Below are 14,516 nucleotides of genomic sequence, written 5' to 3' on the forward strand. Positions count from 1 at the left end.
ATCAAACGGTAGCCCCGGGGCCGGTCCCGGGACCAGGGGCGGCCGGCGTCCCGGCGGCATGCGGATCGTCGTCGAAGCTGGACTCGTCGAACGGGGCCTGCCCGGAGAGCACCCGGGCGGCCTGCTCCCGGTCGATCTCCCGGGTCCACGTGCCGACCAGGACGGTGGCGACCGCGTTGCCGGCGAAGTTCGTCAGGGCCCGCGCCTCGGACATCAACCTGTCGATCCCGACGATCAGCCCCACCCCGGGGACCAGGTCGGGCCGGTGGCTCTGCAGCCCGCCGGCCAGCGTGGCCAGCCCGGCGCCGGTGACCCCCGCGGCGCCCTTCGAGGCCACGATCATGAAGAGCAGCAGGCCGATCTGCTGCCCCACGGAGAGCGGCCGGTCCAGCGCGTCCGCGATGAACAGCGACGCCATGGTCAGGTAGATGGCGGTCCCGTCCAGGTTGAACGAGTACCCGGTCGGCACCACGATGCCGACCACCGGCCGGCTCACCCCCAGGTGGCCCATCTTGGCGATCAGCCGGGGCAGCGCCGACTCCGACGACGAGGTGGACAGGATCAGCAGGAACTCCCGGGCCAGGTAGCGCAGCAGCCGGAGGATCGACATCCGGGCGGCCAGCCGGAGGATCAGCCCGAGCACCACGAAGACGAAGATCGCGCAGGTGACGTAGAAGCCCACCATGATCGTGGCCAGGCTCTTCAGCGCGTCGAAGCCGGTCGCGCCGACCAGCGCCGCCATCGCCCCGAACGCGCCGATCGGGGCCAGCCACATGATCATCGCCAGGATCCGGAAGACCACCCGCTGGGCCAGCGCGACCGCGTGGATCACCGGCTCGCCGCGCTCGCCCAGCGACTGCACGGCGAACCCGACCAGCAGGGCCACCAGCAGCGTCTGCAGCACCTGGGTGCTGGTCAACGCGGAGACCAGGGTGTCCGGGATGATCCCGAGCACGAATTCGACGCCGCTCGGGGCCTGTTCGCTGACCTGCGCCGTGCCGGTCCTCGCCAGTTCCCCGCTCAGGTGCAGGCCGGCGCCGGGGTGCAGGATGTTGCCGACCACCAGGCCGATCGCCAGCGCTACCGTCGACATCAGCAGGAAGTAGCCGAGCGCCAGCCCGCCGACCCGGCCGACCTGGGCGGCGCGCCGGATCGAGCCGACGCCGAGCACCAGGGTGCAGAAGATCACCGGGGCGATCATCATCCGGATCAGGTCGACGAACCCGGTGCCCAGTGGCTTGAGCTCGACAGCGAGGTCCGGGACCAGGAAGCCCACCGCGATGCCGAGCCCCATCGCGAGCAGCACGGCCAGGTACAGGAAGTGGCTGCGGTCCCGCCGCCGCGGGGCCTGCGCATCGACAGACATGGGTACCGGTTACCCGTTGACGTGAACCGAATCACAGACCTCCCCCGATCGCGGAATGTGGAGGTGGTGTGGAGGATTCGGCCTGTCCGTTCGCTCCAGGTCGCGTGCGCGCGTCACCCCGATAGACTTCTGCCTCATGAGCGACTCCCCCTCGATCCCGGCCGGCCTGCTGGCGAGCGTCACCGATCCCGCTGCTCTCAAGCGACTCTCCGCCGAGCAGCTCACCCTGCTGGCGGCCGAGGTTCGGGACTTCCTCGTGGCCAAGGTGTCGCGGACCGGGGGCCACCTCGGCCCGAATCTCGGCGTCGTCGAGACGACGCTCGCGCTGCACCGGGTCTTCGACTCGCCCCGTGACAAGATCCTCTTCGACACCGGCCACCAGGCGTACGTGCACAAGATCCTGACCGGTCGCCAGGAGGGCTTCGACCTGCTCCGCCAGCGGGGCGGCCTGACCGGCTACCCGAGCCGGGCGGAGAGCGAGCACGACCTGGTCGAGAACTCGCACGCCTCCACCGCCCTGTCCTACGCCGACGGGCTGGCCAAGGCGTTCGCGCTGCGCGGCGAGGACCGGCACGTGGTGGCCGTGGTGGGTGACGGCGCGCTCACCGGCGGCATGTGCTGGGAGGCTCTCAACAACATCGCGGCCACGAAGAACCGGCTGGTCATCGTCGTCAACGACAACGGCCGCTCGTACGCGCCGACCATCGGCGGCCTGGCCGACCACCTCTCCACGCTGCGCCTCAACCCGGGCTACGAGAAGGTGCTCGACCTGGTGAAGGACGCGCTCGGTTCGACCCCGGTGGTCGGCAAGCCGGTCTTCGAGGTGCTGCACGCGGTCAAGCGCGGCATCAAGGACGCGGTCAGCCCGCAGCCGATGTTCGAGGATCTCGGCCTGAAGTACATCGGTCCGGTCGACGGCCACGACCAGCAGGCGATGGAGTCCGCTCTGCGCCGGGCCAAGGGCTTCAACGCGCCGGTCATCGTGCACGCGGTCACCCGCAAGGGCTACGGCTACCGCCCCGCCGAGCAGGACGAGGCGGACTGCTGGCACAGCCCGGGCGCCTTCGACCCGCAGACCGGCGCGCTCACCGCGAAGCAGTCGCTGAAGTGGACCAAGGTCTTCTCCGAGGAGCTGGTGCGGATCGCCGACGAGCGCCCGGACGTGGTGGGCATCACCGCCGCGATGGCCGAGCCGACGGGCATCGCCGAGCTGGCCAAGAAGTACCCGGAGCGGACGTACGACGTCGGCATCGCCGAGCAGCACGCCGCCACCAGCGCGGCCGGCCTGGCGATGGGCGGCCTGCACCCGGTGGTCGCGGTCTACGCCACGTTCCTCAACCGCGCCTTCGACCAGGTCCTGCTGGACGTGGCGATGCACGGGCTGCCTGTCACGTTCGTGCTGGACCGGGCCGGCATCACCGGTCCGGACGGCCCGAGCCACTACGGCATCTGGGACATGAGCGTCTTCGGGGCCGTCCCCGGCCTGCGGATCGCCGCGCCGCGCGACGCCGCCACCCTGCGCGAGGAGTTGCGCGAGGCGGTCGCGGTCAGCGACGGCCCGACCATCGTGCGCTTCCCGACCGGCACTGTCGCCCCGGAGACCCCGGCCCTGCGCCGGGCCGGTCAGGTGGACGTCCTGCGGGAGGACGAGCGCAAGGACATTCTGCTGGTGGCGGTGGGCTCGTTCGCCGGCCTGGGGCTGGACGCCGCCGAGCGCCTGGCCGAGCAGGGCTACGGCGTGACGGTGGTGGACCCGCGCTGGGTCCGTCCGGTGCCGATCGAGCTGACCGGCCTGGCCGCCCAGCACCGCCTGGTGGTGACCATCGAGGACGGCATCCGTGCCGGCGGCGTCGGCGACGCGGTGGCCGCCGCGCTGCGTGACGCCGGGAGCCTCGTGCCGCTGCGCGACTTCGGCGTCCCGGCCGGCTTCCACCCGCACGGCACCCGCGCCGAGATCCTCGCGTCGCTCGGCCTGACCGCGCAGGACATCGCCCGGGACGTGACCGAGTGGGTGTCCCGCCTGGACGCCGTGGACACGGTCGAGGAGCCGCAGGCAACGATCTGACAAAAGCTGGGAAGTCGACGAGCGTCTTCGTTACTCAACCGTTATTTTGGATGGATGGGCGCGGAGACGGTCGTCATCGACCTCGGCCTCGGCCGGGGTGAGCCGGAGTCCTACGAGCGGCTGCGGCGGGGTGCCACCCCGCAGTGGTTCGCCCCTGTCGTGGTGGCCATGCTCCTGCTGCTGAGCTCGGGGGCCTCGGCCGCTCCGCCGCAACCGCCGCTCAGGGCGCTGCTGCGGATCCCGATGAGCCCCGCCGACCCGTATCTGATCACCGGCGCCGGCCTGCTCACCCAGGCCGGCGGTCAGCTCACCTCGTACGACCTGGAGTCCGGCGCGCTGCGCTGGCGCACCCCGCAGCCGATCCCGGTCTACCGGCTGCGCACCGGCGGCGGCCTCCTGCTGCTGCAACCGTGGACCACCGCCTACCAGTCCGGCGGCACCACCGCGATCTCGGTCACCACCGGCGCCCTGGCCTGGCGGAACCCGCGCAACGTGGTGTCCATCGGCGGTGGCGTGGCATTGGCCGCGGTCACCGGCACGCGCAGCCTCTCCGGCAGCGGCCGCCGGGTGCAGGGTGCGATCGACGTGCTCGACCCGGTCACCGGGTCGACCCGCTGGCAACTGCGGGTCCCGTCGACGGCTGTGGTGCTGAGCGTGCCCGGCCCGGCCGGCGCTCACCTGCTGACCGTCCGCGACGACCGCACCGCGAACCTGTACGACCTGGCCGGCGGCCGCCTACTGGCCACCCGGGAACTTCCCACGGCCAACTACGGCCCGGAGAACCCGGTGGTGGCCGGCGGGGTGGTGCTGCTGCGGCACCCCGGCCAGTCCGGGATGGAAGTCTCCGCGTACGACCCGGCCACGCTCCGCCCGATCTGGACCGAGCCGGCCGGCGGCACCTACGAGGTCCAGCCCTGTGGCCCGCTCGCCTGTCTCCTCGGACAGGCCGGGGTGGTCGCGGTCGACCCGTCCACCGGGGACCGGCGCTGGGCGCGGGCCAACTGGCAGGCCGTCGACGAGCAGGGCCCGGATCTGCTGGCCTACCCGGACGACGACATCAGCCGGCCGGTCGGCCTGGTGGACAGCGCCACCGGCCGGGTCCTGGTCGACCTGACCGGGTGGCTGCCGGTGGCCGGGGCGGACGGGTCCGGCGATCTGCTGGTCACCCTGGAGGCCCCGCCCGGCGCGCGTACCATGGTCGCGGTCGCCGACCGGGACACCGGCCGCCCGCGCCCGATCGCCCAGCTCCCCGCCGGGACGGGGCAGTGCGAGGCCGCGCCGGGGCGCCTGATCTGCCGGTCCACGGCCGGTGAGCTGGTGGTGTGGGCCTATGACGAGGCGGCCGGCGCGGGCTGACCCTCGTACCGGAAAGGGTGTCCTGTGGCGCTGATCGAGCTGGACCGCGAGGCCCGCCCCGGCCCATCGCCCGCCTCGCGTCCCCCGCTCGCCGCCCGTCGCCGCGCCGGCCTGCTGGTCTGCCTCGCCCTGCTCGCGGCCCTGGGCGGCGCCGCGCCGGCGGCCGGCATCCGGTGGCGCTACCTGGGCGCGATCAGCGCCCCGGACGGTCCCGTGCAGCTGGCCGGCGGCCGGCTCTACACCGTCGACACCAGCGGGACCGAGCCCTCGGTGACCGCCTGGGACCCGGCCGGACCGCCGGTTCCGCGGTGGACCGCCCGGGTGCCGGTCGGCGACGACCGGGGCGTCATCCCGGTCGCCTCGGTGACCGTGCGGCAGGCCGGCGACGTGGCCCTGCTGACCGCCGGCGCGCGGACCACAGCGGTGGACAACGCCACCGGGCGGATCCGCTGGTCCTCGCCGATCGCGGTGACCGTGCTGGCGGGCAGCGGCATCGGCGTCACGGTGGACCGGGTGTTCCGTCCCGGCACCGGGTACGACCAGGACTCCGGCGATCCCGGCCCGCTCTACTTCTCGGCCACCGGCGAGCCGCACACCGAGCCGCCGCTGCGCACCGAGGTCCGCGGCCTGGACCTGAGCGACGGGCGGACGATCTGGACCAGCACGCCGGGCGGCTCGGTCACCGTCGACGAGGTGCCCGGCGACGAGCCGGCGGTGCTGATCACCTCGTCCGAGCGGCTCAGCCTGGTGGCCGGCCGCACCGGCGAGCTGATCCGGCAGGCCGAGCTGCCGCGGTTCGCCGGGCACGGGCCGGTCAGCGGCTCGCTGCTGGGCGATGTGGCGCTGGTCAGCTATCGGAACCCCGGCCGGCAGGTGGCCTTCGACGCCCGCACGCTGCGACGGCTGTGGATCCGCGCGGTCCGTGACCTGGTCGCCGACCCGGCCGACTGTCAGGGCGTGCTCTGCGACGGCGAGCACGGTGACCTGCGGATCCTCGACCCGGTCAGTGGGCGGCCGCGCTGGCGGGTGCAGGAGGACGTGGACCTGGCGGTCCGCGCGGGCTACGTGCTGCAGACCGACGCGGCGTCCGGCGAGCCGGTGCGGCTCAGCGACCCGCACACCGGCGCGACCCGGGTGGACCTGACCGGCTGGACCGCTCCGGTGGCCGGGGCGTCCCACGAGCCGCTGCTGCTGCGCCGCGCGGAAGCAGACGGGCAGGCGTTCGCGGCGGTGGTGCCCGGGCACGCCGAGATCCGGCGGCTCGGGGTGACCGGCACCGGTCCCGGCGACTGCGACTCGGACGGTCACCATCTGGTCTGCCACTCGGCCGGCGGGCTACGGATCTGGGCGTACCGCATCTAAGTTGTTCTCTGTGTCTGACGCGGTGATCGATCTCGGTGAGATAGAGGACGAGGAGCAGCCGGCGACGCCGATGCCCGCGCGCCGCTTCCGGCCGCCGCTCGCGGCCGTCGCCCTCGCGCTGCTGGCGCTGCTCGGCGGCGCCGCGCCGCGCCCGCCGCAGGCGCCGCCGGTGACGGTGCCGGCCATCTCCGACGCCCGGCTCCAGGTGCTGCCGGACCGGTTCTACGTGATCGACCTGGGTGAGCTGGTCGGCACGTCGGAGCGGCGGCAGACGATCCGGGCGTACACGCTGCCCGGGGTGCGCCCCCTCTTCGCGCACACGCTGACCGTCCCCGGGGAGATCATCCGTGTCCAGCCGGCCGGGGACGACCTGCTGCTGATCAACGTGCGTGCCTACAGCGCGGCCGCGCAGACCACTATCGCGGTGCGTCCCGGCGGGCCGGAGCTCTGGCGGCACCGGGGCGAGCTGGTCGGCGTCACGCCCGGCGGGCCCGCGGTGTTCGGCTCGAACAGCCTCGAGGTCGACGACCTCGACCGGGAGGTCGACTGGCACGGGGTGGACCTGGCGACCGGCGAGGTCCGGTGGCGGGTCCGGAAGGAGCCCGGCGAGCGCAGTGTCACCGACCTGCGTCGCGGCGTGCTCCGGCGGCTCCACGTGTTGCGGGCCGGGCGGCTGTCCGCCTACGACACCCGGGACGGCCGGCGCACGGCGCAGGTGCGGCTGCCCGGGTTGCCGCCGCCGGCCACGGCGCTCTGGCCGGTCGGCGACCGGGTGCTGATCAGCGGCGACACCACCGGGACCACGATCTTCGACCCCGGCCTGATCGCGCTGGCGCACACCGCCCGGAGCCTGGGCGACAGCGTGGCGGGCTCCTCCTGCGGAGACCTGATCTGCGTGTACGCCCCCGACGGCCGGGTCACCGGGATCGACCCGGCCACCCTGACGGAACGCTGGTCGAGGCCGGACGGGGCGTACTCGCTGTGGGAGGACGGCTGGCTGATCGGCATGGAACAGCAGGACGGGACCCGGCCCCGGATCGTGCGCTCCGACCCGGTCACCGGCCGGGTGACGGACCGCGCCGACGGCTGGCAGTTCGCGGCCGGCCACGACTCGGCCCTCTACGTCGAGCGCATGGAGTCCGGCGGGGCCACGTTCGGCGTGCTCGAGGTGGACCCGTTCCGGGTCCGGCCGCTCGCCACCGCCGCCGGCGTCACCGGCGAGTGCACGGTCGCCGCCGAAGCGCTGGTCTGCCGCCGGAGCGACGCGGCCGTCGGGGTTTGGCGGCTTCGGTAGCCTTCAGCTACGGCCGCCGGGGCCGGCCGGTGCCGAGGAGGTCTGCGATGCGCGTACTGGTGGTGGAGGACGAGCGGACGATGGCCGACGCGATCGCGCGCGGGCTGCGGCGGCACGGGATGGCTGTCGACGTGGCGTACGACGGCCTGGAGGGCCACGAGATGGCCTACGTCACCCGCTACGACGTGGTCGTGCTGGACCGCGACCTGCCCGGCATGCACGGTGACGAGATCTGCGCCGCCCTGGTCGAGTCCGGCGCGCTGACCCGGGTGCTGATGCTCACCGCCAGCGCCTCGGTCGCCGACCGGGTCGAGGGACTCCAGCTCGGCGCCGACGACTACCTGCCCAAGCCGTTCGCCTTCGACGAGCTGGTGGCCCGGGTGCAGGCGCTGGGCCGGCGGGCCACCCCGCCCGCCCCGCCGGTGTTCAGCGTCGGCAACCTGGTGCTCGACCCGGGCCGCCGGGCGGTGACCCGCGGACAGACGCCTGTCGACCTGACCAACAAGGAGTTCGGCGTCCTGGAGGTGCTGCTCAAGGCGAGCGGCGCGGTGGTCTCCAGCGAGGAGCTGCTGGAGCGGGTCTGGGACGCGAACACCGACCCGTTCACCACCACGGTCCGGGTGACCGTGATGACCCTGCGGAAGAAGCTCGGGGATCCACCGCTGATCGAGACAGTGGTCGGCGCCGGCTACCGGGTCGTGACCGGTTGACCGTCTATCAGGGGCAGCGCCCGCGGGGCCTGCGCTGGCTGCTGCGGCCCACCCTGCGGCTGCGGCTCACCCTGCTGAACGGGATCCTGCTGGTCGCGGCCGGCGCGGTGCTGGTGGTGCTGGCCTGGCTGCTGGTCGACGAGTCCCTGCACCCGGCCGACGAGCTGCGCCCCGGCTCCACCGTGACGCTCAACGACGGCAGCGTCCGGGAGGCCCGCGCCTGGCAGACCGAGACCATCGACGAGGCCTCCGACCAGCTGCTGATCAAAGGGCTGAGCGCGCTGGTGGCGATCGGCATCATCGGCATCGCCGGGGGATACCTGGTGACCCGGCGGGCGCTGCGCCCGCTGCACACCGTCACCCAGACCGCCCAGCGGCTCGGCGAGGAGACGCTGGACCAGCGGATCCGGTATTCCGGCGCGGACGACGAGGTGGCCGAGCTGGCCCGCACGTTCGACGCGATGCTGGACCGGCTGGCCGAGGCGTTCGAGTCACAGAAGCGGTTCGTCGCGAACGCCTCGCACGAGCTGCGCACCCCACTGGCGGTGATGCGCACCGAGATCGACGTGACGCTCAGCGACCCGGACGCCGACGTCGCGGAGTACCGGCGGATGGCCCGGGTGGTGCGCGACGCCTCGTCCCGGGCGAACGGGCTGGTCGACGCGCTGCTGGTGCTGGCCCGCTCGGAGGCGCAGTCCGGCCGGCGGCTGGTCCGCAAGGTGCCGGCCGACCTGGCCACCAGTGTGTACAACGCGCTGTCCGCGGTGAAGGACGAGGCCGAGCGGATGCGGCTGGAGGTCACCACCGACCTCGCGGCGGCCCCGGTGGTCGGCGACCCGAGTCTGCTGGACCGGCTGGCCGGCAACCTGATCGAGAACGCGATCCGCTACAACCACCTGCTCGGCCGCCTCTGGCTGCGCACCGCGTCGGTGGACGGGCAGGCCCGGTTGATCGTCGGCAACACCGGCCACGAGGTGGAGCAGAACGAGGTGCCGGGGTTGTTCGAGCCGTTCCGGCGGGGTGGCTGGGAGCGGACCGGCTCGCGCGGCTCCGGCCTGGGGCTGTCGATCGTCCGGGCGGTGTGTGACGCGCACGGCGGCACGGTCTCGGCCATCGCCCTGGTCGACGGCGGCCTGGAGGTCACCGTCTCGCTGCCGGCCGCGGACACCACCCCGGTGGTGGCCGCGACCGCGAGCGTCCCCCGGTCCCGCTAGCCGACCTTCTCGATCTGCCCCCGCAGGACCGGGAACTCCGCCTTCGCCCTGGTCGCCGACGAGTGGTACCAGACCAGCATGCCGACGCTGCCCTCGTCGCTCCAGACGCAGACGGCCAGGTCGATCCCGGACGTCTCGCTGTTGCCGCACCTGGCCACGCCGCCGAGCGAGCCGGTGCCGACCGGTGCGACGTCGTCCACCGCCAGGCCGGTCAGGCTCATGTTGGTGAAGTTGCGGTCGAGCTCCAGCGCCGGGTCCGGGATCGGGGCGGCCACCGCGATCGCCATCACCATGTTCTTCTTCGGCGGCGCGCCGTAGAACGCGCCGAACGAGGTGCTCGCCCCCGGGTACGAGGTGAGCAGGCTGTCCTCCATGGTGCCGGTGACCGCGGAGAACTCCGCGTTGTCCAGGTGCGGCCGGCCGCCCAGCGTCTTCGGCTCGCTCACCGTGAGAACGCTCCCGCCCGGCATCCGGGCGGGAGCGTGGGGGAGATCTCGTTCAGGAGCGGCGGACGTCCGCCACGCCGCGCGGCAGGAACCGCTTGCCGGTGACCCGCTCCGCGACGCCGCTGCGGTCCAGGTACGGCGTGATCCCGCCGAGGTGGAACGGGTAGCCGGCGCCGAGGATCATGCACAGGTCGATGTCCTGCGCCTCGGCGACCACACCCTCGTCCAGCATGATCCGGACCTCCTCGGCCAGCGCGGCGAGCGCCTTGGCGCGCACCTCGTCGGCGGTCAGCGGGGTGTCGCCGACCTCGAGCAGCTTGACCACGTCGGCGTTGATCTCGTCGTCGACCAGCAGCGGCAGGCCGGCGTCGACGATCCGCTTGAGGTTGGGGCTGTCGGCGAACCGGTCCGGGAACGCCCGGTGCAGCGTCTCGCCCACGTGGTACGCCACCGCGGGGCCGACCAGCTGCAGCAGCGCGATCGGGCGCATCGGCAGGCCCATCGGGTCGAACGCCTCGTTCACCACATCGAGCGGGGTGCCGCCGTCGATCGCCTTGAAGACCTCGCTGGTGAAGCGGGTCAGCACCCGGTTGACCACGAACGCCGGGGCGTCCTTGACCAGAACCGAGGACTTCTTCAGCTCCCTGCCGACGGCGAACGCGGTGGCCAGCGTGGCGTCGTCGGTCTGCTCGCCCTTGATGATCTCCAGCAGCGGGAGGACCGCGACCGGGTTGAAGAAGTGGAAGCCGACCACCCGCTCCGGGTGCTGCAGGTCGGCCGCCATCTCGGTGATCGACAGGGAGCTGGTGTTGGTGGCGAGGATCGCCTCCGGCTTGACGATCGTCTCGAACTCGGCCCAGATCTTCTTCTTCAGCTCGAGGTTCTCGAAGACCGCCTCGATCACGAAGTCGGCGTCCGCGAAGACCGCCTTGTCCACCGAGCCGCTGATCAGGCCGCGCAGCTTGGCCGCGGTGCCCTCGTCCAGGCGGCGCTTGCCGACCAGCTTGTCGATCTCGCCGGTGACGTAGGCCACGCCCTTGTCCACCCGAGCCTGGTCCAGGTCGGTGAGGACCACGGGGACCTGCAGGCGGCGCAGGAAGAGCAGGGCCAGCTGGGACGCCATCAGGCCGGCGCCGACGATGCCGACCTTGGTGACCTTGCGAGCCAGCGACCTGTCCGGGACGCCGACGGGGCGCTTGGCGCGTCGCTGGACCAGGTCGAACGCGTACAGGCTGGCCCGCGCCTCGTCACCCATGATCAGGTCGGCGAGCGCCTCGGTCTCGGCAGCGGTGCCGTCGGAGAAGGACGCCTCCTTGGCCAGAGCCAGCAGCTCCAGGGCCTTGTTGGCGGACGGGACCGCGCCGTGCAGCTTCTCGTCCAGCTGGTTCTTGGCGAACCAGAGCACGCCGTCCCACATCTCCCGGTCGATCTCCGGGCGCTCCACCGTGACCTCACCCTTGACCACGCCGGCCGCCCAGGCCAGCGAGCTCTCCAGGAAGTCGGCGGCCTCGAAGAGCGCGTCCGCGACGCCCAGCTCCTTGGCCTGCTTCGGGCGCAGGGTCTTCTGGGTCAGCGGGTTCTGCAGGATCACCTGGGCCGCGCCGGCGATGCCGATCAGGTTCGGCAGCAGCTGGCTGCCGCCCCAGCCGGGGATCAGGCCGATCGCGACCTCGGGCAGGCCGAGCGCCGCGGCGCCGGTGGACACCGTGCGGTAATGGCAGTGCAGGGCCACCTCGAGGCCGCCGCCGAGGGCCGCGCCGTTGACGAACGCGAACGTCGGGATGGTGCTGTCCCGCAGCCGGGCGAACACCCGGTGGCCCAGCTCGCCCAGCTCGACGGCCTGCTCCCGGGAGGAGAGCAGCGGCATGCCGGTGATGTCCGCGCCGACGCAGAAGATGTACGGCTTGCCGGTGATCGCGATGAACGCCGGGTCCGACTCGACGGCCGCGGTGATCGCGTCGTCCAGCGACTTGAGGCCGGCCGGGCCGAAGCTGTTCGGCTTCTTGTGGTCGAAGCCGTTGTCCAGGGTGATCAGGGCGACCGGCTTGTCCAGCCCGGGGACCCGGACCGGGCGCAGGAGCGCCTTGGTGACTACCTCGTTCGGGTTCTCGATCACTTCGCGAAGCCTTCCCAGTTCGGGTTCTCCCAGATCACGGTGCCACCCATGCCGATACCGATGCACATGGCGTTGATGCCGTACCGGACCTCGGGGTGCTCCGCGAAGTGCCGGGCCAGCTGCGTCATCAGGCGCACGCCGGAGGACGCCAGGGGGTGACCGATGGCGATCGCGCCGCCCCACGGGTTCACCCGCGGGTCGTCGTCGGCGATGCCGTAGTGGTCCAGCAGCGCCAGCACCTGTACCGCGAAGGCCTCGTTCAGCTCGAACAGGCCGATGTCGTCGATGGTCAGGCCGGCCTTCTTCAGCGCCTTCTCGGTCGACGGGATCGGGCCGTACCCCATGATCTCCGGCTCGACGCCGGCGTAGGCGAACGACACCAGCCGCATGGCGACCGGCAGGCCCAGCTCGCGGGCGGTCCCCTCGTCGGCGATCAGGGCCGCGGTGGCGCCGTCGTTGAGGCCCGCCGCGTTGCCCGCGGTGACCCGGCCGTGCGGGCGGAACGGGGTCTTCAGCGTGGCCAGCTTCTCCATCGAGGTCTCGCGCGGCGCCTCGTCCACGGTGGCCAGGCCCCAGCCCAGCTCGGAGCTGCGGATCGCGACCGGGACCAGGTCCGGCTGGAGCTTGCCGTCGGCGTACGCCTTGGCCGTCTTGAGCTGCGAGTTCAGCCCGAAGCGGTCGGCCCGCTCCTTGGTGATGTGCGGGAGCCGGTCGTGCAGGTTCTCCGCGGTCGCGCCCATCACCAGGGCGGACGGGTCGACCAGCTTCTCGGTCAGGATCCGCGGGTTCGGGTCGGCGCCCTCGCCCATCGGGTGCCGGCCCATGTGCTCGACGCCACCGGCGACGGCGATGTCGTACGCCCCCATCGCGATGCCGCCGGCGACGTTCGTCACCGCGGTCATCGCGCCGGCGCACATCCGGTCCACGGCGTACCCGGGCACCGTCTTGGGCAGGCCGGCCAGCAGGGCCGCGGTCCGGCCGATGGTCAGGCCCTGGTCGCCGGTCTGGGTGGTGGCCGCGATCGCGACCTCGTCCACCCGGTCCGTGGGGAGCTGGGGATTCCGCTTGATCAGCTCTCGGATGCAGCGGATCACCAGGTCGTCGGCGCGGGTCTCGGCGTACATGCCGCCCGCCTTGCCGAACGGTGTGCGGACGCCGTCGACGAAGACGACCTCGCGTACTTCACGGGGCACAGCAAGCCTCCTTGCGGGCGTGAACCCAAATGTCCCGGCAATGCTACTCGCCGGTAACTAGAGGCTGCCATCCCCTCGGGAAAGTTCACAAAGTCGCCGGAAGCACCGCCGCGAGCTGGTTGGCGATCAGGCCGACCTGCCAGTTGCGCGCCCCGAACCCGCGCAGCGTGTCGCTCACCGTCTGCGCGCTCACCTCGTCCGGCGGCGACCAGGCCAGCCGGCGGATGTAGTCCGGGCTGATCAGGTTCTCCGGGGGCAGCCGGTGCGTCTCCGCGGTGCCCACCACCACCTGCCGGCAGCGGGCCAGCCGGGCGGCGGCCATCGGGTCGCGCTCGGCCCAGCGGTGCGGCGGGGGCGGGCCCTCCACCGGCTGGTTCACCGGCAGCGCGTCGTCCGGCAGCGCCCGCGCCTGGTCCAGCGCGTCCAGCCAGATCTTCGCGAGCCGGCGCACCGAGCGGCCACCGAAGCCGGGGATGGTGAGCAGCGTGCGCTCGTCCTTCGGATCGGCCTCGGCCGCGGCCACGATCGCCGAGTCCGGCAGCACCCGGCCGGGCGCCGAGTCCCGGCGGGCGGCGACGCCGTCCCGCGCGTACCACAGCGCGCGCACCCGGGCCTGGGCGCGCGCCCCGCGCACCCGGTGGATGCCGGAGGTACGGCGCCACGGGTCGGGGCGGACCCGGGGCGGCCGGTCCGCGCCGGCCACCAGCGCGGCGAACTCCTCGGCCGCCCAGCCGGCCTTGCCCTGCCGGTCCAGCTCGGCGGCGAGGATGTCGCGCAGGTCGGTGAGCAGCTCCACGTCCAGGGCGGCATAGGTCAGCCAGGACTCCGGCAGCGGCCGGGTCGACCAGTCCGCCGCCGAGTGGTGTTTCTCCAGGGAGAAGCCGAGCAGGTGTTCGGTGAGCGCGGCCAGGCCGACCCGCTCGAACCCGGCCAGCCGCGCGGCCAGCTCGGTGTCGAACAGCCGGCGCGGCCTCATCCCGAGCTCGGCCAGGCAGGGCAGGTCCTGGCTGGCGGCGTGCAGCACCCACTCGGTGTCGGCCAGCGCGGTGTCCAGGGTGCGCAGATCGTCCAGCGGCAGCGGGTCGATCAGCACGGTGCCGGCGCCGGCCCGGCGCAACTGCACCAGGTACGCCCGCTGGGTGTAGCGGTAGCCGGACGCGCGCTCCGCGTCGACGGCGACCGGGCCGGAGCCCGCGGCCATCCGGGCCACGACCTCGGCGAGTTCGCCGGTGCTCTCCACCGGGGCGGGGGTGCCGTCGCGGGGCGCCGTGAGGGGAACAGCCTCGGGACCGCCAGAACTCGGGTCGGGCGGCACGTCGTGCGGTCCGTCCCCTGCTGGCTCTGGCGTGTCCCGACGGCGCAGGGGTGTTTCGTCGGTCACTCCGTAACCGTAC

Annotated in this window: 11 protein-coding genes; 6 read left to right on the forward strand and 5 right to left on the reverse strand. The window is 73.1% G+C overall.

All coding sequences use genetic code 11. From position 1 onward, the window contains the following. Nucleotide 1: 1 nt before the first annotated feature. Complete coding sequence (locus Asi03nite_RS17045; protein ID WP_203680877.1) at nucleotides 2–1,366, reverse strand: cation:dicarboxylate symporter family transporter; 1,365 nt, start codon at nucleotides 1,364–1,366, stop codon at nucleotides 2–4. A gap of 136 nt (nucleotides 1,367–1,502) precedes the next feature. On the opposite strand from Asi03nite_RS17045, the gene dxs reads away from it, so the two are divergent. From dxs to Asi03nite_RS17075, 6 genes are read left to right on the forward strand one after another with little or no spacing between them, the layout of a single operon-like run. Continuing rightward, nucleotides 1,503–3,431 (forward strand): 1-deoxy-D-xylulose-5-phosphate synthase, encoded by a 1,929-nt coding sequence (gene dxs / locus Asi03nite_RS17050; RefSeq protein WP_203680878.1) that lies wholly within the window; start codon nucleotides 1,503–1,505, stop codon nucleotides 3,429–3,431. Between the two features lie 54 nt (nucleotides 3,432–3,485). Further along, nucleotides 3,486–4,787, forward strand: coding sequence for an outer membrane protein assembly factor BamB family protein (locus Asi03nite_RS17055; RefSeq protein WP_203680879.1), 1,302 nt, complete (start codon nucleotides 3,486–3,488; stop codon nucleotides 4,785–4,787). Between the two features lie 24 nt (nucleotides 4,788–4,811). Then, on the forward strand, nucleotides 4,812–6,149 hold the full coding sequence (locus tag Asi03nite_RS17060; RefSeq protein ID WP_203680880.1) for an outer membrane protein assembly factor BamB family protein: 1,338 nt from the start codon (nucleotides 4,812–4,814) through the stop codon (nucleotides 6,147–6,149). Nucleotides 6,150–6,159: 10 nt separating this feature from the next. After that, nucleotides 6,160–7,443 (forward strand): outer membrane protein assembly factor BamB family protein, encoded by a 1,284-nt coding sequence (locus tag Asi03nite_RS17065; RefSeq protein ID WP_203680881.1) that lies wholly within the window; start codon nucleotides 6,160–6,162, stop codon nucleotides 7,441–7,443. Nucleotides 7,444–7,490: 47 nt separating this feature from the next. Next, nucleotides 7,491–8,153 (forward strand): response regulator transcription factor, encoded by a 663-nt coding sequence (locus tag Asi03nite_RS17070; protein WP_203680882.1) that lies wholly within the window; start codon nucleotides 7,491–7,493, stop codon nucleotides 8,151–8,153. Then, the gene (locus Asi03nite_RS17075; RefSeq protein ID WP_203680884.1) at nucleotides 8,150–9,367 is read left to right on the forward strand and encodes a sensor histidine kinase; all 1,218 of its coding nucleotides are present in this window, start codon (nucleotides 8,150–8,152) and stop codon (nucleotides 9,365–9,367) included. The genes Asi03nite_RS17070 and Asi03nite_RS17075 overlap by 4 nt, the downstream gene beginning before the upstream one ends. On the opposite strand, the gene Asi03nite_RS17080 is transcribed toward Asi03nite_RS17075, so the two are convergent. The 4 genes from Asi03nite_RS17080 to Asi03nite_RS17095 all read right to left on the reverse strand — a co-directional run bounded on the left by Asi03nite_RS17080 (nucleotide 9,364) and on the right by Asi03nite_RS17095 (nucleotide 14,503). After that, a complete protein-coding gene (locus tag Asi03nite_RS17080) occupies nucleotides 9,364–9,813 on the reverse strand; it encodes a hypothetical protein (RefSeq protein ID WP_203680886.1) in 450 nt (149 codons plus the stop codon). The two genes, Asi03nite_RS17075 and Asi03nite_RS17080, sit on opposite strands and share 4 nt — an antisense overlap. 52 nt (nucleotides 9,814–9,865) lie before the next feature. Further along, nucleotides 9,866–11,929 carry a 3-hydroxyacyl-CoA dehydrogenase NAD-binding domain-containing protein gene (locus Asi03nite_RS17085; RefSeq protein WP_203680889.1) on the reverse strand — a complete coding sequence of 688 codons (2,064 nt, stop codon included), beginning with the start codon at nucleotides 11,927–11,929 and terminating at the stop codon, nucleotides 9,866–9,868. Continuing rightward, nucleotides 11,926–13,122 carry a thiolase family protein gene (locus Asi03nite_RS17090; RefSeq protein ID WP_203680891.1) on the reverse strand — a complete coding sequence of 399 codons (1,197 nt, stop codon included), beginning with the start codon at nucleotides 13,120–13,122 and terminating at the stop codon, nucleotides 11,926–11,928. The genes Asi03nite_RS17085 and Asi03nite_RS17090 overlap by 4 nt, the downstream gene beginning before the upstream one ends. An 85-nt stretch (nucleotides 13,123–13,207) precedes the next feature. Further along, nucleotides 13,208–14,503, reverse strand: coding sequence for a ribonuclease D (locus Asi03nite_RS17095; protein WP_203680892.1), 1,296 nt, complete (start codon nucleotides 14,501–14,503; stop codon nucleotides 13,208–13,210). Nucleotides 14,504–14,516: the final 13 nt, after the last annotated feature.

Source organism: Actinoplanes siamensis (assembly GCF_016862395.1).
Lineage (GTDB): Bacteria > Actinomycetota > Actinomycetes > Mycobacteriales > Micromonosporaceae > Actinoplanes > Actinoplanes siamensis.